Below are 26,587 nucleotides of genomic sequence, written 5' to 3'. Positions count from 1 at the left end.
ACCGGCGAAAATGGATCATGTCGACTGCTTTCGCGTCCCCGGGGAGCCATCCGTGAGTCCGTCCGATCCACCCGCCCTGCTCGTCGCGCACGAGGGACCGCTGAGCGACGAGGGCGCCGCCGCGTTCCGCTCGTTCGTCGGCGGGCTGTCCGACCGGCCGGACGCCGCGGGTGTGCCGGTGGCGGGCCACGGACCGGGCACTTCCCCCGCCCCCGCTCCCGCCCCGGGCACCGTGGCCGTCGGCCTGGACGCCGCCCCGGTCGCGCCCGAGCTGCTGTACGCGCTGGAACGGCGCGTCGGCGACACCGTGACGCTGCCGGAGCGCGCCCGCACGACGGTGCTGCTCGCCGCGCCGGGATCGGGCGACCCCGAGGTGAACGCGGCGGCGCATCGGACGGCGCGGCTGCTGTGGGAGGGCAGCGGGCTCGCGGGCGTCGAGGTGGCGTTCGTCTCGGTGGCGGCGCCCGACGTGCCCTCCGGCCTCGACCGGTGCGTGGCGCTGGGCGCGGGACGTGTCGTCCTGCTGCCGCTCGCCGTCTTCCCCGGCGGTCACGCCGACCGGGCCAGGGCGCACGCGGAGGGCTGGGCCGCGGCCAGGCCGGGGACCGAGGTGCGGTACGCGGACGTGCTCGGTCCTGTGGACGAGCTGGGCGACCTGGTGCTGGCGCGCTACCGCGCCGCGGTGGCCGCCGGGCGGTGCGGCGCCTGCGGCCACCGCGCGGAGCCGCCGGCCGCGGTGTGACGGCCTGCGGGACGGCCCGTGTGACGTGACCGGCGCGGCGGTGGGCGGCGCCCCGGGGAGGAGGGACGCCGCCCGGCTGCGGGTCAGGCGGACCGGCGGCGCCGCGTGATCCAGACGGTGGCCGCGCCCGCCGCGAGCAGCGCCGCGGCGCCGCCGACGACGAGCGGCGTGCCGGAGCCGCCGCCGGTCTCGGCGAGGTCGGGGCCGTCACCGGTCTGCGGCCGGGTGCCCCCGGCGTCGGCCGGGGGCGCCTCGGTGCCGGGCCCTTCCTCGCCCGGCTCCTCACCGGGCTCCGCTCCCGGCTCCTCGGCCGCGGCGGGGGCGGTGCAGGCCGCCTCGGCGAGGGTGACCTCGCCGGTGACCTCGGCGACGTTCAGCTCCAGCGGGTTGACGCGCACGCCGAGCCGTAGCGCGGCGGCGGACGCGGACGCGTCCGTGGTCTCGGTGCGGGACAGGTCGAGCGTGACCTCGCCGACGCCCGGGACGTCCACCTCGGTGGTGCCCGAGGCGCTCAGCTCGACGGTGCGGCCGAGGACGGTGACGGCGGCCGGCATCGTGACGTCGGCGCGCGGCGCCTCGCCGGGGGCGCAGACGGCGCTGGCCCCGACCACGTCGGCGGCGATCAGCGCGACGCCCGGCAGGCCGGGGACGTGCACCTGGGCGTTGACGAGGGAGACCTCGGCGGCGGCGCCGTCCCGCTCGTCCGCGGTGGCGGTCGCGGACGCGGCCTCGGCCCGCAGGAGTTCGAACGGTGAGCCGCCCGCGACGCCGTCGAGCGTCGCGGTCAGCAGCGTCTCGTCCCCGGTGCCGCCCGCCCCGGGCGCGGCGACCTCGTTGAGGGCGACGGCGAGCGGCAGTTCGAGCGTGCGGTTGAGGAGCGAGACGTTCAGGCCGGTACGGAGCACCGCCGCGTTCGCGGTCCCGCCCGGGGCGTCCCCGCCGTCGTCGGCGGCGGCTGCCGGGGCGAGCGCCCCGAGGAGTGCGGCGACGGTGGCGGCGGCTGCGGCGGTGGGCCTGCGGAAGGCGGAGTTGGACACGGGTGGCTTACCCCTCTGCGAAGGAGGGACACCGCCGGGTGTGCGGCGGTGTCCGGGACGTCGGTCATCCTTCGGTGCGTGCGGGTGAAAGACCCGTGAAACAGGACCGCTTCACTCGATCGGGCGTAGTTGCGGAGGTTTAGGCAACCACCTGTCCGCGCAGGACGACGCGGGTCGGGCGGGCCAGGACGCGGATGTCCGCGCGGGGGTCGGCCGGGTAGACGACCAGATCGGCCGGGGCGCCCTCGGTGAGCCCCGGGCGGCCGAGCCAGGCGCGGGCGCCCCAGGTGGCGGCGGAGAGCGCGTCGAGCGGCGGGATGCCCGCCCTGACCAGCTCGGCGACCTCGGCGGCGATCAGGCCGTGCGCCAGGCTGCCGCCCGCGTCCGTACCCGTGTAGACGGGCACTCCGGCGTCCCACGCCGCGCGCACGGTGTGATACCTGCGCTCGTGCAGCCGCCGCATGTGGGCGGACCAGCGCGGGTACTTGGCGTCGCCCCCGGCGGCGAGCGCGGGGAATGTCGCGATGTTGACGAGTGTGGGGACGATGGCGACGCCGTGCTCGGCGAAGAGCGGGATGGTGTCCTCGGTGAGGCCGGTCGCGTGCTCGACGCAGTCGATGCCCGCCTCCACGAGGTCGCGCAGGGAGTCACCGGCGAAGCAGTGGGCGGTGACGCGGGCGCCCTCGGCGTGGGCGGCGGCGACGGCGGCCCGCACCGCGTCGGCGGGCCAGCAGGGGGCGAGGTCGCCGGCGGCGCGGTCGATCCAGTCGCCGACGATCTTCACCCAGCCGTCGCCGCGGCGCGCCTCGCGGCGTACGGCGGCCGCCAGGCCCTCCGGTTCGACCTCGTCGGCGTAGCCGCGGATGTAGCGGCGGGTGCGGGCGATGTGGCGGCCCGCGCGGATGACCGGCGGCAGGTCGGGGCGGGCGTCGGTCCAGCGGGTGTCGGCGGGCGATCCGGCGTCGCGCAGCAGGAGGGCACCCGCGTCGCGGTCGGCGAGCGCCTGCCGTTCGGTCTCCGCCCTGTCCACGGCGCCGTGCGGTCCGAGGCCGACGTGGCAGTGGGCGTCCACGAGCCCTGGCAGCACCCAGCCGTCGACCGTGACCGTGTCGCGGTCGTGCGCGGGCGGGGTGAGGCTGACACGTCCGCCGACGACCCACAGGCCGTCCCGTACGTCGTCGGGACCGGCGAGCACGCGTCCCGGGAGGTGGAGGTCGGGCACGGGCCCCATGATCACACGGTCCCGCCGGTCTGCACACGGGGGCGACGGTCGTACACCGTGTCGAACGATTCCGGCATTCACGCACCGGCGCCGCGCGGCAGCAGCGCGGAATCGGATACGGTGCGAGCGGGTGCTCGCCATGTTCCGGACAGAGGAATTCAGGAGGTATTCCCAGCCTGTTTTCCTTCGAATATCAGAGGGACACTTCCGGCGCACTTCTGCCCGGTCTTCCGGGACCTAAACCCCCTGTCCCGACCTCTTCCGTCGTCACCGGATCAGGCCAAGAGGGTCACACGGACTTTACACATCTGTGATGACATCCACAGCAGCGCCCCTTTTGTCCGGTAACTAACGGACAGAACGTCTGTTTTCGCCGAGCCGATTGCCGGGCTTCACGCGCGCGTTACCACAGGACGGCGCGCTTGGTAACCCGAATCCGCCATGCGTTTTTCGGCGTTACTGGGTAAATTCAATCTCCATGACCCCCGCACAACCAGACCCCGCTGACACCGATATCGATGCACGGCGCGACGGACGTGACCGTGCGCATCGCGAAGCGCCCGGCACTGTGCGAGAACGCGATTTCCCCGCCGATCCCGACGACCGCTTCGAGGCCGGGGGCGCCCCCTCCCCCGCCGGCGACGGCCTCGTGCTGGACGCCCCGATGCCCGCCGACGGAGCCGCGCTGTGGCGCATCGCCCGCGACTCCCGCGTCCTTGACCTGAACTCCTCCTACAGCTACCTGCTGTGGTGCCGCGACTACGCGGCGACCTCTATCGTGGCCCGCGACGGGTCGGGTGAGGCGGTCGGCTTCATCACCGGGTACACCCGTCCGGAGGCCCCGCGCACCCTGCTGGTCTGGCAGGTGGCGGTCGATCACGCGCAGCGTGGCAAGGGCGTCGCCGCCGCCATGCTGGACGCCCTGGTCCGGCGGGCGGGGAGCGCGCGGGGGGTGAACGCCGTCGAGACCACCGTCACGCCGGACAACCACGCCTCCGACCGGCTCTTCACGTCCTTCGCCGAACGCCACGGCGCCGTCGTCGAGCGCGAGGTGCTGTTCGACGCGGCGCTGTTCCCCGAGGGCGGGCACGCGCCCGAACTCCTCTACCGGATCGGGCCGATAGAGGCCCGCGACGGCGCGCTCCACCCCTGACCCGACGGCCGCGCCCCCGTTCCCGCCCCCTTCCGTTCCCCCCACCCGCCGAATCCCTGAGACCTCTCGCAGACCAGGAGACCGCTGTGACCATCACCCAGCCCGACCTGAGCGTCTTCACGACCCTGGAGTCGGAGGTGCGCAGCTACTGCCGTGGCTGGCCCACGATCTTCGACCGCGCCCGCGGCAGCCACATGTTCGACGAGGACGGCCGCACGTACCTCGACTTCTTCGCCGGGGCGGGGTCGCTCAACTACGGCCACAACAACCCGGTACTCAAGCGCGCGCTGCTCGACTACCTGGAGCGCGACGGCGTCACCCACGGCCTCGACATGTCGACGACGGCCAAACGCGCGTTCCTGGAGACGTTCCGCAGCACCGTGCTGCACCCGCGCGGGCTCGACTACAAGGTGATGTTCCCCGGCCCGACCGGGACCAACGCCGTCGAGGCCGCCCTGAAGCTGGCGCGCAAGGTGAAGGGGCGCGAGTCGATCGTGTCGTTCACCAACGCGTTCCACGGCATGTCGCTGGGCGCGCTGGCCGTCACGGGCAACGCGTTCAAGCGCGCCGGGGCGGGCATCCCGCTGGTGCACGGCACCCCGATGCCGTTCGACGACTACCTGGACGGGCGCACGCCGGACTTCATCTGGTTCGAGCGCCTGCTGGGCGACGCGGGGTCCGGGCTGAACAAGCCGGCCGCCGTGATCGTGGAGACCGTGCAGGGCGAGGGCGGCATCAACGTGGCGCGGCCCGAGTGGCTGCGCGGCCTCGCTGACCTGTGCAAGCGGCACGACATGCTGCTGATCGTCGACGACATCCAGATGGGCTGCGGACGCACCGGCACGTTCTTCTCGTTCGAGGAGGCGGGCATCGTCCCCGACATCGTGACGCTGTCGAAGTCCATCAGCGGCTACGGGCTGCCCATGTCGCTGACGCTGTTCTCGCCCGAGCTGGACATCTGGGAGCCGGGCGAGCACAACGGCACCTTCCGGGGCAACAACCCGGCGTTCGTCACGGCCGCCGCCGCGCTGGACACGTACTGGTCGGACGGCGGCATGGAGAAGCAGACCGTCGCCCGCGGCGAGCAGGTCGAGACGGCGCTGCGCCAGCTGGCCGCCGAGCACACCGGCGCGGCCTACCGGGGGCGCGGGCTCGTGTGGGGCCTCACGTTCGAGGACCCGGAGCGTGCGGCGGCGGTGTGCAGGCGCGCGTTCGAGCTGGGGCTGCTGGTGGAGACGTCGGGGCCGCAGAGCGAGGTCGTGAAGCTGCTGCCCGCGCTGACCATCACGCCCGAGGAGCTGGACGAGGGCCTGCGGACGCTGACCCGCGCGGTGCGCGAGACGGCCTGACCCGGCACCACGCCGCACACACCACTGACCGAGAGCAGACCGAGAGGGAGAAGCGTGATCGTCCGATCGCTGAAGGACATCGAGGGCACCGACCGGGACGTCGAGTCGGCGTCCGGGACCTGGCGCAGCAAGCGCATCGTGCTGGCCAAGGAGGGCGTCGGCTTCTCGCTGCACGAGACGGTGCTCTACGCGGGCACGGAGACGCGGATGTGGTACGCGAACCACATCGAGGCCGTGCTGTGCGTGGAGGGCGAGGCCGAGCTGACCAACGAGGAGACGGGCGAGAAGCACCTGATCACGCCCGGGACCATGTACCTCCTGGACGGGCACGAGAAGCACACGCTGCGCCCGCGCACCGACTTCCGCACCATCTGCGTCTTCAACCCGCCGGTCACCGGCCGGGAGGACCACGACGAGAACGGCGTCTACCCGCTGCTGACCGAGGCGTCGTAGCACGGCGCGGGCGGCGCAGCAGCAGGACACGCAGGACCACGAGGAGAGGAGTCAGTCATGACAGCCGCACCCGAGCGGACAGCCGACCTGTACCCGACCCGGGGCACCACCGAGGTGGCCACCCCGCGCCAGGACCCGGTGGTGTGGGCGGGCACGGACGCGCCGGGTCCGTTCGCCTCCGCGGAGCTGGCGGCGTTCGAGCGTGACGGGTTCGCCGCGGTCGGGGAGCTGATCACGCCGGACGAGGTGGCGGTCTACCGGGCCGAGTTGGACCGGCTGGTGGACGACCCGCGGATCAGGGCCGACGAGCGGTCGATCGTGGAGCCGCAGTCCGGGGAGATCCGCTCGGTCTTCGAGGTGCACCGCATCAGCGAGGTGTTCGCCCGCCTGGTGCGCGACCCGCGGGTGGTGGACCGGGCGCGGCAGATCCTCGGCTCGGAGGTGTACGTCCACCAGAGCCGGATCAACGTGAAGCCGGGCTTCGGGGCCAGCGGGTTCTACTGGCACTCGGACTTCGAGACCTGGCACGCGGAGGACGGCATGCCGCGCATGCGGGCGGTGTCGGTGTCGATCGCGCTGACCGAGAACTACGACACCAACGGCGGCCTGATGATCATGCCGGGCTCGCACACGTCGTTCCTCGGCTGCGCGGGCGAGACGCCGAAGGACAACTACAAGAAGTCGCTCCAGATGCAGGACGCGGGCACGCCGTCGGACGAAGCGCTGACGGGCTTCGCGGACCGGCACGGGATCAAGCTGTTCACGGGGCGGGCCGGGTCGGCGACCTGGTTCGACTGCAACTGCATGCACGGCTCGGGGGACAACATCACCCCGTATCCGCGCAGCAATGTGTTCATCGTGTTCAACAGCGTGGAGAACGCGGCGGTCGAGCCGTTCGCGGCGCCGGTGCGGCGCCCGGAGTTCATCGGCGCGCGGGACTTCACCCCCGTGCGCTGACGCGCGGCGACGGCGCGGCGCGACGTGACGGGCCCGGACACCCCTGGGGTGTCCGGGCCCGCGCCGTCGCGTGCGGGTGCGTGCGGTGGGCGGGGCGGGTCAGGCGCCGATGACCCCGCCGTCCCTGCGGCGGACGGCGACCGTCGCCGAGCGGGGACGCCCGTCGGGGGCGAAGTCGGGCCAGTTGCTGACGGCGCGCGGGTCGTCAGGGCCGGGCGCGCCCCAGGCGGCCGTGGCTTCGCCGGGGTGCTGGACGTTGACGAACATCGTCCTGCGGTCGGGGGTGAACGTGATGCCGCTGATCTCGGCGCCGCGCGGTCCGGTGAGGAAGCGGCGGATCTCGCCGGTGCGCGGGTCGGCGGCGAGCATCTGGTTGTTGCCGATGTTCTCGTGGCCGCGCTCGGGGAGGTTCTGCGTCGAGTTGGAGACGTCGGTCTGGATCCACAGGCGGCCGTCGGCGTCGAAGGCCAGGCCGTCGGGGGAGCCGAAGACGTCGCGCGCGTCGAGGGTCGTCTCCGGGTCGTGCGCCGGGTCGCCCGCGAGGAGGAAGAGGTCCCACTCGAAGGTGGTGGCGGCGTTGTCCCGGCGGTGCTCGGTCCAGCGGACGATGTGGCCGTACGGGTTGGGGGTGCGGGGGCTGACCGCGCTGCCCCAGCCGCTGCCGTTCGTCAGCGTGCAGTAGACGTCCTGGTTGTCGGGGTTGACGGAGATCCACTCGGGGCGGTCCATGCGCGTGGCGCCGACCGCGTCGGCCGCCTCACGGGTGCGCAGCAGGACGTCCGCCTGGTCGGCCCAGCCGTTGCTCCTGGTCAGGGGTCCGCGGCCGTGTTCGAGCGGGAGCCAGGTGCCGGTGCCGTCGTCGTCGAAGCGGGCGGCGTACAGCGTGCCGTGGTCGAGCGGGCTGCGGCCGAGGGCGCGCTGGACCCGCCAGTTGCCCTGGCCGACGAACTTGTAGATGTAGTCGCCGTCCTGGTCGTCGCCGGTGTAGGCGACGATGCGCCCGCGGGACTCGGTGACGGTGCAGCCCTCGTGCTTGACGCGGCCGAGCGCGGTGCGCTTGACGGGCTTGGCCCGCGGGTTCTCCGGGTCGATCTCGACGACCCAGCCGAAGCGGTTGATCTCGTTCGGGTTGGCCGCGAGGTCGAAGCGCGGGTCGGCGAGGTGCCAGCGGAAACCGCCGCCGCCCCGGGAGACGCCGTAGCGTGCCTGGCTCGCGGTGGGCTCCCAGTCGGGGTCGGTCGTGCCGAAGTAGTTGTTCCAGTTCTCCTCGCACGTGAGGTACGTGCCCCAGGGCGTCCAGCCGTTGGAGCAGTTGTTGAGCGTGCCGAGCGGCGGGCCGTCCGCGCGCAGGGCCGGGTGGTCGGCGCGGACGGGTCCCGAGAACGTGACGGGGGTGCTGCCGGTGATGCGGCGGGCGCGGCGCGACTCGGCGACGCGCCAGGTGTCGCCGCGCCGTTCGATCTCGACGACGCTGACGCCGTGCGCGGCGAGGGCCTTGGCGACCTTCTCGGGCGTCATCTCGGCGGGGCCGTCGGGGAAGAGGAGTTCCTGGTCGATGTACTCGTGGTTCAGCACGAGCAGGCCGCGGCGGCTGCCCTCGGAGCCCCGGCCGAGGGGGAAGTAGTGCATGCCGTCGTGGTTCATGCCGACCTGCTGGGCCTGCTCGTCGGCGGTGTTGCCCGCGTCGGGGCGCCAGGCGGGGCCGCTGGGGCGGACCGGGGTGCCCCACGGGATGAGGACCTGGGCGACGTAGCCGTCGGGGACGGTGAGCGCGTCGTCGGTGCTGGTGGGGACCGGGGCGAAGCCCAGCAGGCCGCGCCCGCCGCCGCCGTGCCGGGCCGGTGCGGCGGCGGGCGCGGCAGCCGTGGCGGTGGCGGCCGAGGCGGTGCCGGCGCCGGCCGCGGCGAGGAACCCGGCGGCAGCGGCGGCCGTTCCCCCGAGGAGGGCGTCGCGGCGGGACAGCCGGCGTGCGGCCACCTCCCCGAAGGTGCGGTTTCCGGAGGGGTTGGAGCTCACGTCGTCCGGGTCGATCTCCGGGAAGACGGGCAGCTGTCCTGACATCGCGTGACCTCACGTGTGGGGCGGCAGTGACGTTTCCGTGAGGCTAGGAGCCGCCGGTGGCGCCGAGAAGCCCCGAGGGTGAACGTCCGGCCACCTCCATTCGTACGGCCTATTCGTCTCCGGCCGGGGCGTGCGGACGGCCGTGTGTCAGCCCTGCCGTACGCCGTCCACCCGGCGCGGGAGGCCGAGGGGGTTGTCGTCGCGCAGTTCCGGGGGGAGCAGGGCGGGCGGGGTGGACTGGTAGGCGACGGGGCGCAGCCACCGTTCGATCGCCGTCGCGCCGACCGAGGTGAACAGCGAGGTGGTGGCGGGGTAGGGGCCGCCGTGGTGCTGGGCGGGGGTGACGGCGACGCCGGTGGGCCAGCCGCCGACGAGGACGCGGCCCGCGAGGGGGGTGAGGGCGGCGAGCAGGGCCCCGCCGGTCGCGGTCTGCTCGCCGCCGGTCTCGGAGGCGGCGAGGTGGACGGTGGCGGTGAGGCTGCCGCCGAGGCGGGCGAGGAGCGCGGCGGCCGGGCCCTCCGTGGCGTCGCCGGTGTGGCGGACGACGACGGTGACCGGGCCGAAGCACTCGTCGAGCAGCAGGTCGTGGGGTCCCTCGGCGGCGAGCCTGGCGGCGTCCACGGTGAGGAAGCCGGGTGTGACGGAGCCGTCGGCGGCCGGTCCTGGGGCGACCGGTGCCGCCACGCCGTCGAGGGCCGTGCGCGCGGCGACGCCGGAGACGAACGCGTCGCGCATCCCGGCGTCGAGCAGCACGCCGGGGGCGGCCTCGCCGACGTGGGCGGCGAGCGCGGCGACCAGGGCGTCGCCCGCGTCGCCCGCCGGGACGAGGACGAGGCCCGGCTTGGTGCAGAACTGGCCGGTGCCCTGGGTCATCGAGGCGGCGAGCCCGGCGCCGATCTCGTCCGCGCGCTCGCGGGCGGCCCGTTCCGTGACGACGACCGGGTTGAGGCTGCCCAGTTCGCCGTGGAAGGGGATGGGGACCGGGCGGGCGGCGGCGGCGTCGAACAGGGCGCGGCCGCCGCGTACCGAGCCGGTGAAGCCCGCGGCGGTGACGAGGGGGTGGCCGATGAGGTCGATTCCGGCCTGGAAGCCGTGCACGAGGGTGACGACATCCTCGGGCAGCCCGGCGTCGGCGGCGGCCAGGCGCAGGGCGGCGGCGGCGCGTTCGGAGGTCTCGGGGTGGTCCGGGTGGGCCTTGACGACGACGGGGCAGCCGGCCGCGAGGGCGCTGGCCGTGTCGCCGCCGGGGACGGAGAAGGCGAGCGGGAAGTTGGAGGCCGCGTAGACGGCGACGACGCCGAGCGGCACCTTGTAGCGGCGCAGGTCGGGGCGTGGCGGGGTGGCGGCGGGGTCGGCGTGGTCGATGATGACGCCGAGCGCGCCGCCGTCCGCGGCCTCGTCGGCGAAGGCGAGGAACTGGCCGGTGGTGCGGGCGAGTTCACCGGTGAGGCGGGGCACGCCGAGGGCCGTCTCGGCGTCGGCGGCGGTGATCAGGGCGTCCCCCGCCTCGGTGAGCCGCGCGGCCGCCGCGCGCAGCAGGGCGGTGCGGCGGTCACGGTCGGCGAGGGCGGCGCGAGTGGCGTGCGCGGCGCGGACGGCGGCGTCCACGCCGGCGGCCGTGGCTTCCTCGGCGGCCTGCCCGCGCCGCGTTCCGGTCCGTGGGTCCACGCTCCACACTGGTACGGCCACCGGGCTCGCGCCTCCTCCTGTCGCACGCCGCCCGGTTCCCTATACTGAACGACGTCCCTGTATGTGAATAACGGGACTGTAGTATGTCGCTGCGGCGCGGAACAAGGGGGTCAGGTCGGATGGCTGTACCGGAGACGGGCGGAGCGCAGGTCAAGTCGGCGGTGCGCACGGTCGAGCTGCTGGAGTACTTCGCCGGGCAGCCCGGCATGCACTCGCTCGCCGACGTGCAGGCGGCCGTCGGCTACCCGAAGTCGAGCCTCTACATGCTGCTGCGCACCCTGGTGGACCTCGGCTGGGTGGAGACCGACGCGACCGGCACCCGCTACGGCATCGGCGTACGGGCGCTGCTGGTCGGCACGTCGTACATCGACGGCGACGAGGTGGTGGCCGCCGCGCGGCCGACGCTCGACCGGCTGTCGGACGACACCTCGGAGACGATCCACCTCGCCCGCCTCGACGGGACCAACGTCGTCTACCTCGCGACGCGCCAGTCGCAGCACTACCTGCGGCCGTTCACGCGCGTCGGGCGGCGGCTGCCGGCGCACTCGACGTCGCTCGGCAAGGCGCTGCTCGCCACGTACCCGGACGACCAGGTACGGGCGCTGCTGCCGGAGAAGCTGGAGCCGCTGACCGAGCACACGGTGACCGACCGCGAGCGGCTGATCGGGGAGCTGGCGGTCATCCGCGAGCGCGGCTACGCCATCGACCGCGAGGAGAACACGCTCGGGCTCACCTGCTTCGGCATCGCGATCCCCTACCGCCGTCCGGCGCGGGACGCGATCAGCTGCTCGGTGCCGGTGGCGCGGCTGCGCCCCGGGCACGAGCAGCTGATCCGCGAGGCGCTCTTCGACGCCCGCGACCGGCTGGCGCTGGCGACCAGGCACCTCTGACCGGGGGCACGGCGCGGCGCCCGCCCGTTCCCGTCCGGTCAGTGGTGCCAGGGCAGTTCGACGGGCCGGGCGGGGACGCGTCCCGCGATCAGGTCGGTGAGCAGGGGGGCGAGGGCGAAGGGGACGACGCGCTCGGCCGTCGCCGCTATCTCGGGCACGGTCCACCAGCGGAACGCGGTGGTGGCGCCGCGCTCGAACTCCTCCATCCCGCTGGTGTCCACGGTGTGCGCGGTCACGCGATGGAGGAAGAAGGTGTCCTCGACCAGGCCGGTCACCCAGTCGGAGGCGAGGTGCCCGTGCGTGCGGGCGACGGGCGCGCCGAGGGCGGCGGCGGTGACGTGCAGGCCTGTCTCCTCGCGCAGTTCCCTGGCCGCCGCGGCGGCCAGGGTCTCGTGCCGCCCGACGCCGCCGCCCGGCGTGAGCCAGTAGGCGGCGGTCGCGCGGTCCTCCATGCGCTGGAGCAGCAGCCGGTCGTCGGCGTCGAGCAGGAGGACGCGCGCGGTGCGGCGTGCGTAACGGCGTCCCGTTCCGGGAAGGCGCGGCATGGCGTCAGTCGACCCCGAGGATCTGCTCGATCGGGTTGATCCCGAAGTAGACGAGGAACAGGCCGGCGGTCAGCCACAGCAGCCAGCTGACCTCGCGGGCGCGGCCGAGGACGACCTTGAGGACGACGAAGGCGATGAACCCGGCGCCGATGCCGTTGGTGATCGAGTAGGTGAACGGCATGACCGCGATGGTGATGAACGCGGGGATGGCGATCGCGTAGTCGGTCCAGTCGATGCGGCCGACCTGGACCATCATCAGGAAGCCCACGGCGACCAGGGCGGGGGCGGCGGCCTGCGGCGGGACGACGGCGGCCAGCGGGGACAGGAAGATCGCGGCGGCGAACAGGCCGCCGGTGACGATGTTGGCCAGGCCGGTGCGCGCGCCCTCGCCGACACCGGCGGCGGACTCGACGAACGACGTGTTGGACGAGGCGGACGCGGCACCGCCGGCCGCGGCGGCCAGGCCGTCCACGAACAGCAGGCGGCCCAGGCGCGGCACGCGCCCGTTCTCGTCCAGGAGCCCGGCCTCGTTGGTGACGCCGACGGCGGTGCCCATGGTGTCGAAGAAGTCGGTCAGGAAGAGGGTGAAGATCAGCAGGACGACGGTGACGGTGCCGACCTCGCCGAAGGCGCCGAAGAGGCTGAAGTTGCCGAGCAGGCCGAGGTCGGGACTGGCCACGACGTCGTCGGGCAGCTTGGGCGCGGTGACGCCCCAGGCGGCGTCGTCCACGTCGGCGATCGCGTTCACGATGATCGCGAAGACGGTCATCACCAGGATGCTGATCAGTATCGCGCCCTTGACCTTGCGGGCGAGCAGCGCCAGCGTCAGCAGCAGGCCGAGGCAGAAGACGAGGATGGGCCAGCCGTGCAGCTCGCCGGTGCCGCCGAGGCTCAGCGGCGGGGAGCCGGCGAGGCCGGTGGTGAAGCCCGCGTCCACGAAGCCGATCAGCGCGATGAACAGGCCGATGCCGACGCCGATGGCCTGCTTGAGGCCCATCGGGATCGCGTTCATCACCGCCTCGCGCAGCCCGGTCGCGGAGAGGACGCACAGGATGATGCCCTCGATGACGATGAGGCCCATCGCGTCGGGCCAGGTCATCTGCGGGGCGATCTGGAACGCCAGCATCGCGTTGATGCCGAGGCCGGCGGCGAGGGCGAGCGGCAGGTTGGCGGTGATGCCCATGAGGATGGTCATCACGGCCGCGACGAGCGCGGTGACGGTGACCAGCTGCGGGAACGACAGCTGGTCGCCGTTGACGTCCTGGACGTTGTCGCCGCCGAGGATCAGCGGGTTGAGGACCAGGATGTAGGCCATCGCGAAGAACGTGACGAGTCCGCCGCGCACCTCCCGGCCGATGGTGGAGCCGCGCTCCGAGATCTGGAAGAAGCGGTCCAAGCGCTGCGCGGGCGCAGGAGGCATGACGTCATCCTCTGTAACGGGGTGGGGGACGGTTTTACGGGGACCCCGGGATTCTGCCTGCTCAGCAGCTTGGGGAGGGTTTCCCTGTGTAACACGATGCCGCACCGTTACGGAATCGCGCCCTCGGGTCAGCTCCCCAGCGCGACCGCCACCGCGTCGAGGTCGGCGTCCGGCGCGAGGCCGAAGTGGTAGAGCCGCAGCTCGGTGGCGCCCAGGGACGCCGCGTGGCGCGCGTCGTCGGCGAGGGTGGCGGGGCTGCCTCCCATGCCGGTGACGACGGGGAAGTTCGCCGCGACGGTGTGATGAGCTTCACGGTGTGCGGCGAACGGCGCGAGGACGTCGGCGCGCGCCGTGGCGCCGCCCGCGCAGGGCAGGACGACGCCGTCGGCGTGGGCGAGGACGGCCGCCGGGTCCACGCCCGCGTTGGCGCCGCAGCGGTGCGGCGCCGGGTCGGCGTGCAGGAGGACGCGGAAGCCCTCGGCGCCCCGGCGCGCGGCCTCCTCGCGTACGGCGGTGACGGCGGCGCGCTGGAACGTTTCGGCGGTCGCGCCGCGCCAGGCGGCGACGGCGGCGGCCGTCTCCTCCCCCAGCAGGTCGCGGACGGCGGCCCACTCGTCCGCGCGGTAGGCGGGGCGTGGCCGCGCGGGGCCGTCACTCCACCAGGGGTCGAGCGCCTTCACGACGGACGCGCGCAGCGCCTCCGGATCGATGCCGTGGGCGGCGGCGCCGGTGCGGCAGATGTCGCAGAAGCACAGCGACATGAGGAAGCCGCCGACGCCGCCGAGCGCCGCGCCGCCGGTCTTGTCGTGCGCGTGCAGGTGGTCGAGGCCGTACCAGCCGCAGGATTCCAGCTCGGTGCCGCGCGCGCCCGGCCGTACGGCGGCCTCGGCGGCGAGGGTGACGGCGTAGTCGCGGACCTCGGGGCGCGCGATGCAGGGGGCCCAGGGGTAGCGGTCGCCGTACGCGTTGACGACAGTGCTCGCGGGGTGTTCCTCGCCGAGGCGGGTGTTGTGGGCGAGGATCACCCAGGTGTGGACGTCGAGCCCGGCGGCGGCGAGCGCGTCGGCGGCCTCGCCGTACGGGTCGTCGCCCGGCAGCCAGCGCTGGGGGTGCGGGCGCAGGGCGCGGCGCGACCAGCGGCTGCCGGGCGGGTAGTAGACGGCGGAGTGCCGCGCCGTCACGACGCGGTGGGCGGGGTGGCGCGGGGTGAGGGCGCGGGTGGAGTGGTAGGCGGCGGCGAGGGTGGCCTGGGCGACGCCGAGGCGGGCGAGGCGGTCGGCGGCGGCGGGGTCGCCGGCGATGTCCCAGGGGTAGACGAAGGCCCCGGCGCGGGGCAGGGCGTTCACCGCTTCACCAGTCCGAGGCCGTGGTCGAGGAGTTCGGCGAGGCGGTCGAGGTGTGCGGGGGCCGGTTCGGTGAACGGGGGGCGTACCGGGCCGACGTCCAGGCCGCGCAGCCGTACGCCCGCCTTGACGAGCGAGACGGCGTAGCCGCGGCCCTGGTTGCGCAGTTCGACGAGGGGGCGGTAGAAGCCGTCGAGGAGGGTCGCGGTCGTCTCCGGGTCGCCGGCGGTGAGGGCGGCGTGGAAGGCGAGCGCGATCTCGGGGGCGAAGCAGAAGACGGCGGACGAGTAGAGGTGCACGCCGAGGCCCCGGTAGGCGGGGCCGGTGAGTTCGGCGGTGGGCAGGCCGTTGAACCAGCGGAAGGTGCTGCCGGGCAGTTCGGCGCGGACGGCGGAGATGGCGCGCTGGAGGAGTTCGAGGTCGCCGAGGCCGTCCTTGAGTCCGGCGATGCCGGGGGTGCGGGCGAGGCGGACGACGGTCTCGGGCGTGAACGTCACGTTGTCCCGTTGGTAGACGATGACGTCGAGCGAGGTGGCGGCGGCGATCTCGGTGTAGTGGCGGACGAGTCCCTCCTGCGGTGCCACGACGAGGTAGGGCGGCAGCGCGAGGAGGCCGTCCGCGCCCGCGGCCTCGGCGCGGCGGGCGAGGTCCACGGCCATGGCCGTGCCGTAGCCGGTGCCGGCGACCACGGGCACGGCGCCGTCCGCGACCTCGGCGGCGGTGGCGACGACGGCGCCGAACTCGTCGGGTGTCAGGGCGTGGAACTCGCCGGTGCCGCAGGCGGCGAAGACGGCGCCGGCCCCTGCGTCGATCCCGGCGCGGACGTGGGCGCGGTAGGCGTCGAGGTTCAGTGAGCCGTCGGGACCGTAGGGGGTCACCGGGAAGAACAGCAGTCCCCCGAGGCGTCCGGCGAGCGCGGCTTCGGTCATGCACATCTCCCTGGCCGAACAAGATGGTGATCGGTGTCCATATTCCTGAACGGACACGCTAGTTCAGGGCCGAATGAGCGGTCAAGTTGCCGTTGACGTGCGGGGAGTCTCTCCCTAGCCTGTCCCCATATATGAACACTCCCCTATCCGGACAGAAACTGCCCACAGCGAGGGACGGAGCCCCGATGACCGCAGCTCAGCCCGCCGGACGCACCGTCCTGCTCACCGGCGCCGCGGGCGGCGTCGGCACCCTGATGCGGGAGCTGCTCCCGGCGTACGGCTACCGGCTGCGGCTGTTCGACGCGCTGCCGGTGCCGGGCGAACCGGACGCGGTGACGGCCGACCTGAACGACGCGGAGGCCCTGGCCGGTGCCGTGCGCGGGTGCGACGCGATCCTGCACCTGGCCGGGATATCGCTTGAGTCGACGTTCGAGAAGGTGCTGCGCGCGAACATCGAGGGCACCTACCGCCTGTACGAGGCGGCGCGCGCGGAGGGCGTGCGCCGGGTGGTGTTCGCGTCGAGCAACCACGCGGTGGGGTACACGCCGTGGCCGGGTCCCGGCGAGCCGCGCGTCCCGGTGGGCACGCCGCACCGGCCGGACACGTTCTACGGGCTGTCGAAGTGCTTCGGCGAGGACCTCGCGCAGTTCTACTGGGACAAGTTCGGCATCGAGACGGTGTCGGTGCGGATCGGTTCGTGCTTCCGCGAGGTCACGTCGGTGCGGATGCTGTCGGTCTGGCTGAGCCCGGCGGACGGGGCGCGGCTCTTCCACGCGGCACTGGGCGCGCGGGACGTGGGCCACACGGTGGTCTACGGGTCGTCGGCCAACACGCGGGCGGTGTGGGACCTGACGGCGTCGAAGGCGCTGGGGTACGAGCCGCGGGACGACTCGGAGGTGTTCGCGGAGGCGCTGATCGCGCGGGAGGGCGAGCTGGACACGACGCGGCCCGACCAGTCGCGCCTGGGCGGGCACTTCGTCACCGACCCGCCGGTCTGGCCGCACTGAGCGGCGGCCGGACCGGCGGGCGGGGCGTTCAGGTGGCGTAGATCTCCACGCGGGACGCCTGTCCGGCGGGCCAGGCGGTGTTGCCCGTGAAGGCCAGGCGGACGCGGCGGGTGCGGACCTGCGGGAAGGTGATCGTGGCGGCGTTGCCCGTGGCCGGGTCGAAGGCGCGCGCGGCGGCGGGGGCGGCGGTGCGCCAGATGCCCAGTTCCTCGGTCTGCACGGCGACGGTCTGGGTGCGCGGCCCCCATGCGGCCTGCGGGGGGAGGCCGATGACGACGCGGGAGACGTCGCGGACGCTGCCGAGGTCCACCTGGAGCCACTGGGGGAACGCGTGGTTGGTGCTCTCCCAGTAGGACGCCGGGTCGCCGTCCACGGCGTTGACGGCGGCGAAGCCCTGGGTCCAGCCGCTCGCCGTGACGGGCCGGCGCAGCGCCAGGTCGGGGTTGGGGGGCGGGGTGGTCGGGCCGCCGCCGGTGAAGCGTTCGACCCAGTAGCGGGTGCGTTCCAGGTAGGCGACCTCGGCGGCGGCGCCGGTCGTGCCCCAGGCGCCCGCGTACGTCTGGTAGCCGTGTCCCGGCGGCGGGGTGGAGGAGGCGGGTTCGATCGTGGAGCCCTCGTGCCACTCGTTGAACGAGGTGATGGACACCCAGTGCGGTGAGCCGCCGTTGTCCGGGGAGAGGGCGCCCGCCCAGAGCCGGTCGTACGTGGCGCCGTTCTCGCGGGGGATGGTGATCGTGGTGTTGCCGGGGACGGCGCGGTCGTCGATGTAGCCGGGGCCGATGGAGGGGGCCCAGATGCGACCGTTGGCGCGGCACCAGTCGGCGATGCCCTTCCAGCCGTTGAAGTCGGTGGGCACCGAGTAGTTGTACAGGCCGCCGAAGTAGCCGGCCTTGGACACGTCGGTGGTCTGGGTCAGCACGATGTTCGCCGCGTTGACCTGCGCGAGCGGCGACCAGTCGGTGGTGGCGAGGCTGTAGAAGACGTAGAACGCGGGCCGGTTGCCGTGCTTGGCGTCACGGTAGAACGCGGGGTGGGAGCCGTAGCGCGCGTTGATGTAGCGGATGTCGTCCACCGTGGACTGGGCAGTGCGGCCGCCGTAGGGCTCCAGGTGCCATGCGACCTTGACGCCGTACTGGGCGGCGACGTCGAGCAGCAGCGGTACGCGCTGGTCCTCGTATCCGCCCTGGCCCCACCAGGTGGTCGCGACGACGCCGACGCCCGCCTGGCGTATCCAGGCCATGTGCTGGGCGACGACGGCGGCGTCCCCCGAGTCGTACGGGCCGAGCGTGGGGTAGAGGTCGGCGCCGATGTCGTGCGGGGGCTGGTGGCCGCCCTGCTGCCAGTGGAGCCAGCTGCCGTGCCGGGACGGGCTGCCGTACCAGGGGTAGTAGAAGAGGTGCACGTCGTAGGAGGGCGCCGGCCAGTCGGCGGGGGCGGCGGCGTGGGTGGCGGCGTGGGCGGGGGAGATCCCGGGGCCGAGGGCCTGCCAGCCGAGGCTTGCGGCGGCGGCGCCCGCGCCGAGCGCGAGGAGGCGGCGGCGGCCCAGTTCGGCGGCGAGGGCGGAGGCGGCGGCCGGGGTGGGTGCGGGGGAACGGGGCGGGTTCGGTGTCACGAGTCACGTCCTTGAGGCGTCGTGAAAGGGAGGTGGATCTCTCGCCCGAGCGCCCAGAGAGTATGAGCGGCGCCGCACCCCGTCCAGACTCCGCGCAAGAAAACAACAGAAGAGCGCAAGATCCTTGCGCCGCAGTGGTAGTTGCTGACCTGTCGCGTTCAGGGCGCGCGGAACCGCCCGGCGGCCCGCGGGGGCCGTCCGGGCGGTGCGTGGGTCCGTCGTCCGTTTCCCGGCGGCGGCGTCACTGCTCGCGGGAGCGCGAGCGGTGCGCGGCCCTCCGTGCCTGCTTGGCGAGCTGCTTGTCCGGGTGGAGGCGGCCGACGGCCTCCAGGACGTCGGCGGTCGCGGGGTGCTCGGTGCGCCAGGCGCGTTCGAAGAAGTCGCTGTGCTGTCCGGCGAGGCCCGAGACCAGTTCGCGCAGTTCGACGGCCTCGTCCTCGCTGTCGAAGGCGGCGAGCTGCGCGGCGAGCGTGTCGATGGTCAGCCAGTAGACCATGTCCTCGTCGGGCTGCGGGACGTCGGGGGCGCCGCGTTCGGCGAGCCAGACGCGGGCGAGGCCGCCGAGCTGCTGGTCGTCGAGGACGGCGCGGACGGCGGGTTCCGCGGGGGCGCCAAGCAGGGAGAGCACCAGCTGGCAGCCGAGGCGGCGGCCGGGGGCGGCGGGGTCGTCACCGCGTGCGGCGTCCAGCAGGTCGCGGGCGGCGGGCAGCGGGTCTCGGCCGTCGAGCCACAGTTCGGCCTCCTCCCTGGCCATGGCCTCGGGCCGGTAGGGCAGGGCCGACAGGAGGGCGCCGGCGTCGGCCTCGGCCAGTTCGCCGAGGGCGGGGGCGTCCACCCCGGCGTCGAGCATGCGGCGGCGGATGCCGTAGAGGCCGAGGGGGGTGAGGCGCGCCAGGCCGTAACGGGCCATGTCGTCGTCGTCCTCGGCGTCGCCGCCCGCGCCGGTGACGTCCGCCGTGTCCGTGCCGTCACCCGCATCGGCGAGCACCGACTCGTCCACGGGCCGGTAGTCGAGCAGGCCGGTGCCGGCGAGGGTCGTGAAGCGGTCGTCGAGCTTGAGGACGGCGGCGGACAGCTCGTCCAGGTCGGCCTCGGACAGCTCCTCGACGTCGTCGGGGAGCACGGACGCCGCCGCGACCATCGGCAGCGGCACGAGGGAGACGCCCTGCCCGGCCTCGTCGGTGACGGCGAACAGGTAGAGGCTCGCCAGGGCCGAGTCGAGGAAGTCGGCCTCCTCGTCGGGGTCCCAGTCCAGGGCGTCGAGGTCGATGGAGTCGGGGTCGATCTCGCCGTCGCCGCTGAGCGCGTCGCCGAGGCCGGGGAGGCTGCCGAGGAGTTCCTCGAAGGTGGGCGTGGCCGCGTCGCCGAGGACGGCCTCTACGCCGTCGGACCAGATGTCGAGGACATCGGCCGGGCTGCCGGAGGTGAGCTGCTCCAGCTCGTCGCCCGCGGTCGCGGTCCCGGCGGGCGTGTCGCCGTCTCCGTCGCCCCCGTCGTCCTCGCCGTCGCCGTCGTCGGTCTCGGTGACGCGGACGAGGCCGGTGTCCACGGCGAAGTTCCAGGCGTCGGCGGCCAGGCCCGTGCCCTCGTCGCCGGGCTCGAAGCCGAGCGCCGTGGCGGCGGAGGCGAGGTCGCCGGACAGGAGTTCGCCGCCCGCGCCGACGGGCACGCCCTTCTCCGCCCACCGGGCGAGGGTGACGGCGCGCGCCAGCAGGGGGGCGGCGAGCGCCTCTCGGGCCAGGTCGGCGTCGGAGGGCAGCCGCACGGGCGGCATGACGGGACGCACGTCACCGGAGTTCACGATCACTCCTCATAGGGACCACTGGGGGGCAGTGCACCAGCCTAGAGGAGTGCGCGGGCACTCATTGACGAGGTGTCATCCGGGATGACTTTCCCCTCGGGGGGTGCGCGGGAGCGGGGGGCGCACGGGCCCGGAGTGCGTCGGGCGTTCACCCGGGAGGCGTTGACACGGGCGCCCCCGCTGCGGGAGTTTGACGCGCGTAGCGTCGTCGCGTTCCCGGAGGAACCCTTGACCGCAGCACGCCGTTCCCGGCCCCCGTTCCGTGCGACCGCCGCAGCCCTGGGGCCGGTGCTCGCCGCAGGTCTGTGCGCCGGCCTGCTCGCCCAGCCCTCGCCGGCCGCGGCCGCCCCGGCGGCGGACCAGGTGCGCATCCACGACATCCAGGGCGGCACGCGCCTGTCGCCGTACGCGGGGCGGAGTGTCGCCGACGTGCCCGGGATCGTGACGGGGGTGCGGACATACGGTTCGCGCGGCTTCTGGATGCAGGACCCGTCGCCGGACCGCGACCGGGCGACGAGCGAGGGCGTCTTCGTCTTCACCAGCTCGGCGCCGCGTGTGGCGGTGGGCGACGCGGTGCTGGTGTCGGGGGATGTCGGCGAGTACTACTACGGCGGCGAGGCGGCGGGCGGGCAGTCCGTCACGCAGGTGTCACGACCGGCGGTGACGGTCGTGTCGTCGGGGAACGCGCTGCCCGCGCCCGTACGGCTCGACGCCCGCGCGGTGCCCGGCAGGTACGCGCCGCAGGGCGATCCGGCGGCGGGCGGGAGCGTCGAGGGGCTCGCGCTGCGGCCGGAGCGGTACGCGCTCGACCTCTACGAGTCGCTGGAGGGCATGGCGGTCGCGGTGGCGGATGTGCCGGTGGTCGGCCCGAGCACGCCGTACCACGAGCTGTGGGTCACGGTGGAGCCGCGCGAGAACCGTACGGCGGGCGGCGGCACGCGGTACGGCTCGTACGACGCGCAGAACGGCGGGCGGCTGAAGGTGGAGTCGCTGGTGCCGGTGGCGCAGGAGCCGTTCCCGAGCGCAGATGTCGGGGACCGGCTGGCGGGGACGACGACCGGGCCGCTGGACTACGACGAGTTCGGCGGCTGGACGCTGGCGGCGCGGGAGATGGGCCCGGTGGCGGACGGGGGGCGTGCGCCGGAGCGCACCCGTGCGCAGCGGCCGGACGAGCTGGCCGTCGCGACGTACAACGTGGAGAACCTCAACCCGGGTGATCCCGCCGCCAAGTTCGAGCGGCTGGCCGCCGCGGTGGCGGACAACCTGGCGTCGCCCGACATCCTGGCGCTGGAGGAGATCCAGGACGACAGCGGCCCGGCGGACGACGGGACGGTGGGCGCCGAGGGGACGTTGCGGCGCTTCACGGACGCGATCGCCGCGGCGGGCGGGCCGCGGTACGAGTGGCGGCTCGTGGACCCGGAGGACGGCGCGGACGGCGGGCAGCCCGGGGGGAACATCCGCACGGCGTTCCTGTTCGATCCGGCGCGTGTGTCGTTCGTGGACCGGCCCGGTGGGGACGCGACGACGGCGACGGAGGTCGTGCGCCAGGGCGGGACGGCGGCCCTGACGTACTCCCCGGGACGTGTCGCGCCGCTGGACGGGGCGTGGGCGGACAGCCGCAAGCCGCTGGCGGGCGAGTTCGTGTTCCGTGGCGAGACGGTGTTCGTGATCGCGAACCACTTCGCGTCCAAGGGCGGGGACCAGCCGCTGGCCGGGCGCTTCCAGCCGCCCGCGCGGGTGTCGGAGGAGCAGCGGCTGCGGCAGGCGGAGGCGGTGAACGGCTTCGTGCGGGACATCACGGCGGTGGACCGGCGGGCGCGTGTGGTGGTGCTCGGGGACCTGAACGACTTCGAGTTCTCGCCGGTGACGCGGGCGCTGACGCGGCACGGGGCGCTGCGGACGGCGGTGGCGAGCCTGCCGCGTGACGAGCGTTACACGTATGTCTTCCAGGGCAACTCTCAGGTGCTCGACCAGACGCTGGTGTCGCCCGCGATCCGGCGGTTCGACTACGACATCGTGCACATCAACGCGGAGTTCGCCGACCAGGCGAGCGACCACGACCCGCAGGTGCTGCGCTTCCGGCCGTGAGCCACGTGGTGGACGGGCCTTTCGGGGGCGGGGGGTTCTCGGTGGACGGGGCGGGGCGCGGGCCGCAGACTCGTCGCATGCGCGACGCACCCTTCGGCCGCTGCCTGGCCGCGATGATCACCCCGTTCGCCTCCGACGGATCGCTCGACCTGCCCGGCGCCCGGCGCCTGGCCGCCCATCTCGTGGACCGGGGCGGCTGCGAGGGCCTCGTGGTGAACGGGACGGTCGGGGAGTCGCCGACCACCTCCGACGCGGAGAAGGCCGCCCTGGTGCGGGCCGTGGTGGAGGAGGTCGGCGACCGCGCGTCGGTGGTGGCGGGTGTCGGGACGGCGGACACGCGGCACACGGTGGGGCTGGCGCGGGCGGCGGGCGCGGCGGGAGCGGACGGCGTGCTGGTGGTGACGCCGTACTACTCGCGGCCGACGCAGGCCGGGATCGTCCACCACCTGCGGACGGTCGCGGACGCGTCGGAGGTACCGGTGATGCTCTACGACATCCCGGCGCGGACGGGCGAGGGCACGGCGCTGACGGCCGGCTCGCTGCGCGGGCTCGCGGAGCACCCGCGGATCGTGGCGGTGAAGGACTGCGCCGCCGACCTGCTGAAGTCGGGTCTGGTCCTCGGGGACACGGACCTGGCGTACTACTCGGGGAACGACGAGCTGAACCTGCCGCTGCTGGCGATCGGCGCGAGCGGAGTGGTGAGCACGGCGGCCAATGTCGCGGGGCCGCGGGTCAGGGCCCTGGTGGAGGCGGCGGCCAAGGGGGACCTGGCTGAGGCCGGGCGGCTGCACCGGGCGCTGCTGCCGCTGGTGTCGGTGCTGTACGCCGAGGGGCCGGGGAACGTGTCGGTGAAGGCGCTGTTCGCGGCGGCGGGGCTGCCGGGCGGGCCGGTGCGGTCGCCGCTGCTGGCGGCGGGGCCTGAGCTGACGGAGCGGCTGACCGAGGCGTTGCGGGCGCTGCTCTCGGCGGAGTGAGCGGCCCGGCGAGGAGCGGACACGCCGGTCACCGGTTGTGACCGGCGGTTCTGTTCGCGCGACGGCGGAAAGGGCTGTCCGCCTTGAGTGGGGAGCTGTTTCACCCTTCGGAGTGATGACGCGGCACACGCCATGCGGTTACGTTGAGTGACATGAGATTGCTTTCGACTGACCGCTGGGCCGTACCGGCCGCGCTCGTGTGGACCGTGCTGTCCGCCGCCGGACCTGTGTGGGCCGCCTTCGTCACGGGGTCGGTGACGGGAGGTGCGGCGGTGAGGTCGCGGACCAGGAGGGTCGCTCCCGCGACGGCGCCGGGCATCAGGAGGACGGCGGCCAGGGGCACGAGGAACGCGACGACCAGGGGCAGCCCGAATCCGACGGCGACGCCGAGCTGTCCGCGCAGGAGCCGCAGCCTGCCGGGGACCGGGATGCCGCGCCGGTCCATGGCGACGGAGGTCAGCTCCAGCGTCAGGAAGAAGCCGGAGACGGCGAGGCCGAGCAGCGGGACGACCGTCTGCCCGATGACGGGCACGAAGCCGAGGAAGAACAGGGGGACGGTGCACAGCAGGACCCGCCACAGCACTTGCAGGCTGTCGCGGACCGAGACGGCCAGGTCCTGCCACAGCGGGCGGTCCGGCCCGGGGGGCGCGCCGCCCTCGGAGTCCTCGATCTGCTCCGAGAGCGTTTCGTAGAACGGGTCGCCGACCAGCAGCGCGACGGCGGTGAACGTGATCACGGCCACCAGCAGGGCGGCGCCGACGAGCAGCAGTGCGAAGAAGGTGCGCAGCAGTGACTGCCAGGGGCTGCCCCAGTCGTCGGCGAAGGGCGTGGCCCAGACGGCGATGTCCCCCGCCCAGAGGGCGAGGGCCACGAGCGCCGCCGCGTAGACGACCAGGGTGATCAGCGCGGGCAGCAGACCGAAGGCGAGCCGGCGGGGGTGGCGCAGCACCCAGCGCTGCCCCTGGAGCAGGAAGCGCAGGCCGGTGAGGAATCCCAACACGCCTGTCAGGCTAACGCCCCGGGGCCGCGACCGCCGTCCGGGTCAATTGTTGCTGTGGAGTGCCGCGTTGAGGCCGCCCCAGGTGCCGGTCCTCGGCAGGGCCTCGACGGCGCCCGACGTGGAGTTGCGGCGGAAGAGGAGGTTGTCGGCGCCGGACAGTTCCAGGGCCTTGACGACGGCGCCGTCGGGCAGCGTGACGCGCGTCCCGGCCGTGACGTAGAGGCCCGCCTCCACGACGCAGTCGTCGCCGAGGGAGATGCCGATGCCCGCCTGGGCGCCGAGCAGGCAGCGCTCGCCGAGGGAGACGGTCTGCTTCCCGCCGCCGGAGAGGGTGCCCATGATGGACGCGCCGCCGCCGATGTCGGAGCCGTCCCCGACGACGACCCCGGCGCTGATGCGGCCCTCGACCATGGAGGTGCCGAGCGTGCCCGCGTTGTAGTTGCAGAAGCCCTCGTGCATGACGGTGGTGCCGGGTGCGAGGTGGGCGCCGAGGCGGACACGGTCGGCGTCGCCGATACGCACGCCCGCGGGCACCACGTAGTCCGTCATCCGCGGGAACTTGTCGACGCTCGTCACGGTCAGGCGCACGCCCTCGGCCAGCGCGGCGAGCCGGGCGCGTTCGACGCCGTCCGCCGGGACGGGGCCCAGGTTGGTCCACGCGGCGTTGGCCAGCAGCGCGAAGACGCCGTCGAGGCTGAGCCCGTGGGGCCGTACCAGGCGGTGGCTGAGCAGGTGGAGCCGGAGGTAGACGTCGTGGGCGTCGACGGGCTTGCTGTCCAGGGACCCGATGACCGTGCGGACCGCGACCACCTCGACGCCGCGGCGCGGATCCTGGCCGAGGGCGGCGGGTGCCGGCGCGCCGAGCAGTTCCGCGGCGCGCTCGGGCGTCAGGCGCTCGGTGCCGGGGACGCCGGGCTCGGCGGTGAGTTCCGGCGCGGGGAACCAGGTGTCGAGGACCGTCCCGTCGGGGGCGAGGGTGGCGAGGCCGGCGGCGACGGCACCGGTGGCGGAAGGGAAGGAGGTGGTTGCTTCGGTCATGTCCCCGACGCTAGCCGGTGGACGCGGCGCCGGGCGAACCGGTCCGGGTCCCGGGCAGGAGCCGCGCGAAGGCTTCCCGGGTGCGGTCGCGGTCGTGCGGCCTGCCGGTGAGCAGCAGTTCGATGAGCAGGCCGTCGAGCAGGGCGATCACGGCGCGCGCGGTGTGCTCGTCGGGCACGAGCGGCCGCAGCAGCGCCGCCATGTCGTCCAGGCAGCGTGCGGCGAGCGGGCGGACGGCGGGTCGCGTGAGCCCGGCGAAGTACAGCTCGTACTCCAGCCGTGTCTGCTCACGGCGCGGTCCGAGGCAGTCGTCGAGGAGCCGGACGGCGGCCTCGGCGGGCGGTTCGTCCGGCGGGACGTCGCCGACCCATGCCTCGAACCAGCCGAGCCAGGCGTCGTTGACCCGGCGCAGCGCGGCCGTCAGCAGGTCGTCCCGGTCGGTGAAGTGGTACGTGGTCGAGCCGAGCGGCACGTCGGCCTCGGCGGCCACGGCGCGGTGGCTCAGGCCGGCGATGCCGTCCCGTTCGACCACGCGGACGGCGGCGTCCACGATGCGGTGGCGGCGGTCCGGGTCGTGGCGGCGGGCGCGGCGGGCCATCAGTGGGCCCCGCCGGTGTTCAGCACGACGACCCCGGCGATCACCAGGGCGATGCCGAGGAGCTTCGCGGGAGAGGCGCCCTCGCCGAGGAAGAGGACGCCGATCGCGGCGATCAGCGCCGTGCCCGCGCCGGACCAGATGGCGTAGGCGACGCCCACTTCGAGATGGCGCAGCGTGCGGGCGAGCAGGACGAAGGCCGCCAGATAGCAGACGGCGGTGCCGAGGCTCGGCCAGAGTCTGCTGAATCCGTCGCTGAGCTTCATCAGGGTGGTTCCGGCGATCTCGGCCAGGATCGCGCAGGCGAGCAGCACGTACGTCATGTGTACGAGCGTACACAGAGAACGCCCCGCCGCTGGAGTGACTGCCGCGCGCGCCGCCGCCCGACGTCCGCCGGCCCGGCGCCATCCTCGTGCCCGGGGGCCGTCACAGGAGGGAACCGAGACCGATGGCCGAGTGCGAGACCTGCGGCAACGACTACCGGATGGCGTTCGAGGTGCGCGCGGCCGGTGAGGTCCACGTCTTCGACAGCTTCGAGTGCGCGGTGCAGCGCATGGCCCCGATCTGTGAGAACTGCGGGTGCCGCATCATGGGGCACGGCCTGGAGACCGAGGAGGGCCGTTTCTACTGCTGCGCCCACTGCGCCCGTCTCCAGGGGCACGCGACGCTGCTGGACCACGTC

24 protein-coding genes are annotated in these 26,587 nt (G+C 74.0%); 10 read left to right on the top strand and 14 right to left on the bottom strand.

The genetic code is table 11. The features are described from left to right. Nucleotides 1-52 precede the first annotated feature (52 nt). Nucleotides 53-742 carry a CbiX/SirB N-terminal domain-containing protein gene (locus tag ACL02R_RS27865; RefSeq protein WP_412799730.1) on the top strand — a complete coding sequence of 230 codons (690 nt, stop codon included), beginning with the start codon at nucleotides 53-55 and terminating at the stop codon, nucleotides 740-742. 83 nt (nucleotides 743-825) lie between these two features. Here ACL02R_RS27865 and ACL02R_RS27860 read toward each other — a convergent pair whose 3' ends face one another. Next, entirely contained in the window at nucleotides 826-1,779 is a 954-nt protein-coding gene (locus ACL02R_RS27860) for an SCO1860 family LAETG-anchored protein (protein ID WP_412799729.1), read from the bottom strand. A 139-nt stretch (nucleotides 1,780-1,918) separates the two neighbouring features. Continuing rightward, entirely contained in the window at nucleotides 1,919-3,010 is a 1,092-nt protein-coding gene (locus ACL02R_RS27855; protein ID WP_412799728.1) for an amidohydrolase family protein, read from the bottom strand. 655 nt (nucleotides 3,011-3,665) lie between these two features. Here ACL02R_RS27855 and ectA point away from each other — a divergent pair. From ectA to thpD, 4 genes are all read left to right on the top strand, one after another. Beyond that, nucleotides 3,666-4,154, top strand: coding sequence for a diaminobutyrate acetyltransferase (gene ectA, locus ACL02R_RS27850; RefSeq protein WP_412799733.1), 489 nt, complete (start codon nucleotides 3,666-3,668; stop codon nucleotides 4,152-4,154). Nucleotides 4,155-4,240: 86 nt separating this feature from the next. Then, entirely contained in the window at nucleotides 4,241-5,503 is a 1,263-nt protein-coding gene (gene ectB, locus ACL02R_RS27845) for a diaminobutyrate--2-oxoglutarate transaminase (RefSeq protein WP_412799727.1), read from the top strand. A gap of 54 nt (nucleotides 5,504-5,557) precedes the next feature. Next, complete coding sequence (locus ACL02R_RS27840) at nucleotides 5,558-5,956, top strand: ectoine synthase (RefSeq protein ID WP_362966632.1); 399 nt, start codon at nucleotides 5,558-5,560, stop codon at nucleotides 5,954-5,956. Nucleotides 5,957-6,013: 57 nt separating this feature from the next. After that, a complete protein-coding gene (gene thpD / locus ACL02R_RS27835) occupies nucleotides 6,014-6,913 on the top strand; it encodes an ectoine hydroxylase (RefSeq protein ID WP_412799726.1) in 900 nt (299 codons plus the stop codon). Between the two features lie 99 nt (nucleotides 6,914-7,012). Here the strand turns inward: thpD and ACL02R_RS27830 are convergent, their stop codons facing one another. Both ACL02R_RS27830 and ACL02R_RS27825 read right to left on the bottom strand, forming a co-directional pair. Next, on the bottom strand, nucleotides 7,013-8,974 hold the full coding sequence (locus tag ACL02R_RS27830) for a PhoX family protein (RefSeq protein WP_412799725.1): 1,962 nt from the start codon (nucleotides 8,972-8,974) through the stop codon (nucleotides 7,013-7,015). Nucleotides 8,975-9,121: 147 nt separating this feature from the next. Then, on the bottom strand, nucleotides 9,122-10,651 hold the full coding sequence (locus ACL02R_RS27825) for an aldehyde dehydrogenase family protein (protein ID WP_412799732.1): 1,530 nt from the start codon (nucleotides 10,649-10,651) through the stop codon (nucleotides 9,122-9,124). A 131-nt stretch (nucleotides 10,652-10,782) separates the two neighbouring features. Between ACL02R_RS27825 and ACL02R_RS27820 the strand changes: the two genes are divergently transcribed. After that, nucleotides 10,783-11,553: an IclR family transcriptional regulator gene (locus ACL02R_RS27820; RefSeq protein WP_412799724.1), complete on the top strand. Its 771-nt coding sequence runs from the start codon at nucleotides 10,783-10,785 to the stop codon at nucleotides 11,551-11,553. Nucleotides 11,554-11,591: 38 nt separating this feature from the next. Here the strand turns inward: ACL02R_RS27820 and ACL02R_RS27815 are convergent, their stop codons facing one another. From ACL02R_RS27815 to ACL02R_RS27800, 4 genes are all read right to left on the bottom strand, one after another. Then, complete coding sequence (locus ACL02R_RS27815; protein ID WP_412799723.1) at nucleotides 11,592-12,098, bottom strand: NUDIX domain-containing protein; 507 nt, start codon at nucleotides 12,096-12,098, stop codon at nucleotides 11,592-11,594. A 4-nt stretch (nucleotides 12,099-12,102) separates the two neighbouring features. After that, complete coding sequence (locus ACL02R_RS27810; RefSeq protein ID WP_412799722.1) at nucleotides 12,103-13,518, bottom strand: NCS2 family permease; 1,416 nt, start codon at nucleotides 13,516-13,518, stop codon at nucleotides 12,103-12,105. A 128-nt stretch (nucleotides 13,519-13,646) separates the two neighbouring features. Continuing rightward, complete coding sequence (locus tag ACL02R_RS27805) at nucleotides 13,647-14,855, bottom strand: hypothetical protein (RefSeq protein ID WP_412799731.1); 1,209 nt, start codon at nucleotides 14,853-14,855, stop codon at nucleotides 13,647-13,649. Nucleotides 14,856-14,860: 5 nt separating this feature from the next. After that, nucleotides 14,861-15,790 (bottom strand): 5-dehydro-4-deoxyglucarate dehydratase, encoded by a 930-nt coding sequence (locus tag ACL02R_RS27800; protein WP_412799721.1) that lies wholly within the window; start codon nucleotides 15,788-15,790, stop codon nucleotides 14,861-14,863. Between the two features lie 185 nt (nucleotides 15,791-15,975). Between ACL02R_RS27800 and ACL02R_RS27795 the strand changes: the two genes are divergently transcribed. Then, nucleotides 15,976-16,797 (top strand): NAD-dependent epimerase/dehydratase family protein, encoded by an 822-nt coding sequence (locus tag ACL02R_RS27795; protein ID WP_412799720.1) that lies wholly within the window; start codon nucleotides 15,976-15,978, stop codon nucleotides 16,795-16,797. A gap of 28 nt (nucleotides 16,798-16,825) precedes the next feature. Here ACL02R_RS27795 and ACL02R_RS27790 read toward each other — a convergent pair whose 3' ends face one another. Together ACL02R_RS27790 and ACL02R_RS27785 are read right to left on the bottom strand one after the other, a co-directional pair. Beyond that, the gene (locus ACL02R_RS27790; protein ID WP_412799719.1) at nucleotides 16,826-18,409 is read right to left on the bottom strand and encodes a discoidin domain-containing protein; all 1,584 of its coding nucleotides are present in this window, start codon (nucleotides 18,407-18,409) and stop codon (nucleotides 16,826-16,828) included. A 241-nt stretch (nucleotides 18,410-18,650) separates the two neighbouring features. Next, nucleotides 18,651-20,210: a hypothetical protein gene (locus ACL02R_RS27785; RefSeq protein ID WP_412799718.1), complete on the bottom strand. Its 1,560-nt coding sequence runs from the start codon at nucleotides 20,208-20,210 to the stop codon at nucleotides 18,651-18,653. A gap of 228 nt (nucleotides 20,211-20,438) precedes the next feature. Between ACL02R_RS27785 and ACL02R_RS27780 the strand changes: the two genes are divergently transcribed. Together ACL02R_RS27780 and dapA are read left to right on the top strand one after the other, a co-directional pair. Next, nucleotides 20,439-22,298 (top strand): endonuclease/exonuclease/phosphatase family protein, encoded by a 1,860-nt coding sequence (locus ACL02R_RS27780; RefSeq protein ID WP_412799717.1) that lies wholly within the window; start codon nucleotides 20,439-20,441, stop codon nucleotides 22,296-22,298. A gap of 77 nt (nucleotides 22,299-22,375) precedes the next feature. Then, on the top strand, nucleotides 22,376-23,272 hold the full coding sequence (gene dapA, locus ACL02R_RS27775) for a 4-hydroxy-tetrahydrodipicolinate synthase (RefSeq protein WP_412799716.1): 897 nt from the start codon (nucleotides 22,376-22,378) through the stop codon (nucleotides 23,270-23,272). A 100-nt stretch (nucleotides 23,273-23,372) separates the two neighbouring features. Here the strand turns inward: dapA and ACL02R_RS27770 are convergent, their stop codons facing one another. The 4 genes from ACL02R_RS27770 to ACL02R_RS27755 are packed head-to-tail and all read right to left on the bottom strand — an operon-like array spanning nucleotide 23,373 to nucleotide 26,228. Further along, the gene (locus ACL02R_RS27770) at nucleotides 23,373-24,272 is read right to left on the bottom strand and encodes an EI24 domain-containing protein (protein WP_412799715.1); all 900 of its coding nucleotides are present in this window, start codon (nucleotides 24,270-24,272) and stop codon (nucleotides 23,373-23,375) included. A 42-nt stretch (nucleotides 24,273-24,314) separates the two neighbouring features. Next, the gene (gene dapD / locus ACL02R_RS27765) at nucleotides 24,315-25,310 is read right to left on the bottom strand and encodes a 2,3,4,5-tetrahydropyridine-2,6-dicarboxylate N-succinyltransferase (protein ID WP_412799714.1); all 996 of its coding nucleotides are present in this window, start codon (nucleotides 25,308-25,310) and stop codon (nucleotides 24,315-24,317) included. Nucleotides 25,311-25,320: 10 nt separating this feature from the next. Then, nucleotides 25,321-25,908 carry a TetR/AcrR family transcriptional regulator gene (locus tag ACL02R_RS27760; RefSeq protein ID WP_412799713.1) on the bottom strand — a complete coding sequence of 196 codons (588 nt, stop codon included), beginning with the start codon at nucleotides 25,906-25,908 and terminating at the stop codon, nucleotides 25,321-25,323. Then, nucleotides 25,908-26,228, bottom strand: a complete 321-nt coding sequence (locus tag ACL02R_RS27755; RefSeq protein WP_412799712.1) for a DMT family transporter — start codon at nucleotides 26,226-26,228, stop codon at nucleotides 25,908-25,910. Before ACL02R_RS27755 ends, ACL02R_RS27760 begins: the two co-directional genes overlap by 1 nt. A gap of 125 nt (nucleotides 26,229-26,353) precedes the next feature. Between ACL02R_RS27755 and ACL02R_RS27750 the strand changes: the two genes are divergently transcribed. Next, nucleotides 26,354-26,587 (top strand): hypothetical protein (locus ACL02R_RS27750; RefSeq protein ID WP_412799711.1); only part of this gene is annotated, 234 nt, incomplete at its 3' end.

This window comes from Streptomyces sp. MS19 (assembly GCF_047200595.1).
GTDB lineage: Bacteria > Actinomycetota > Actinomycetes > Streptomycetales > Streptomycetaceae > Streptomyces.
The sequence above is the reverse complement of the archived record's forward strand: the minus strand, read 5'-3'. Positions and strand labels throughout refer to the sequence as shown.

Excerpts from the sequence above, each read along its gene's own strand:
- ACL02R_RS27855 (WP_412799728.1), bottom strand. The coding sequence starts at position 3,010 with ATGGGGCCCGTGCCCGACCTCCACCTCCCGGGACGCGTGCTCGCCGGT.
- ectA (WP_412799733.1), top strand. The coding sequence starts at position 3,666 with ATGCCCGCCGACGGAGCCGCGCTGTGGCGCATCGCCCGCGACTCCCGC.
- thpD (WP_412799726.1), top strand. The coding sequence starts at position 6,014 with ATGACAGCCGCACCCGAGCGGACAGCCGACCTGTACCCGACCCGGGGC.
- ACL02R_RS27830 (WP_412799725.1), bottom strand. The coding sequence starts at position 8,974 with ATGTCAGGACAGCTGCCCGTCTTCCCGGAGATCGACCCGGACGACGTG.
- ACL02R_RS27820 (WP_412799724.1), top strand. The coding sequence starts at position 10,783 with ATGGCTGTACCGGAGACGGGCGGAGCGCAGGTCAAGTCGGCGGTGCGC.
- ACL02R_RS27815 (WP_412799723.1), bottom strand. The coding sequence starts at position 12,098 with ATGCCGCGCCTTCCCGGAACGGGACGCCGTTACGCACGCCGCACCGCG.
- ACL02R_RS27810 (WP_412799722.1), bottom strand. The coding sequence starts at position 13,518 with ATGCCTCCTGCGCCCGCGCAGCGCTTGGACCGCTTCTTCCAGATCTCG.
- ACL02R_RS27800 (WP_412799721.1), bottom strand. The coding sequence starts at position 15,790 with ATGACCGAAGCCGCGCTCGCCGGACGCCTCGGGGGACTGCTGTTCTTC.
- ACL02R_RS27795 (WP_412799720.1), top strand. The coding sequence starts at position 15,976 with ATGACCGCAGCTCAGCCCGCCGGACGCACCGTCCTGCTCACCGGCGCC.
- dapA (WP_412799716.1), top strand. The coding sequence starts at position 22,376 with ATGCGCGACGCACCCTTCGGCCGCTGCCTGGCCGCGATGATCACCCCG.
- dapD (WP_412799714.1), bottom strand. The coding sequence starts at position 25,310 with ATGACCGAAGCAACCACCTCCTTCCCTTCCGCCACCGGTGCCGTCGCC.
- ACL02R_RS27760 (WP_412799713.1), bottom strand. The coding sequence starts at position 25,908 with ATGGCCCGCCGCGCCCGCCGCCACGACCCGGACCGCCGCCACCGCATC.
- ACL02R_RS27755 (WP_412799712.1), bottom strand. The coding sequence starts at position 26,228 with ATGACGTACGTGCTGCTCGCCTGCGCGATCCTGGCCGAGATCGCCGGA.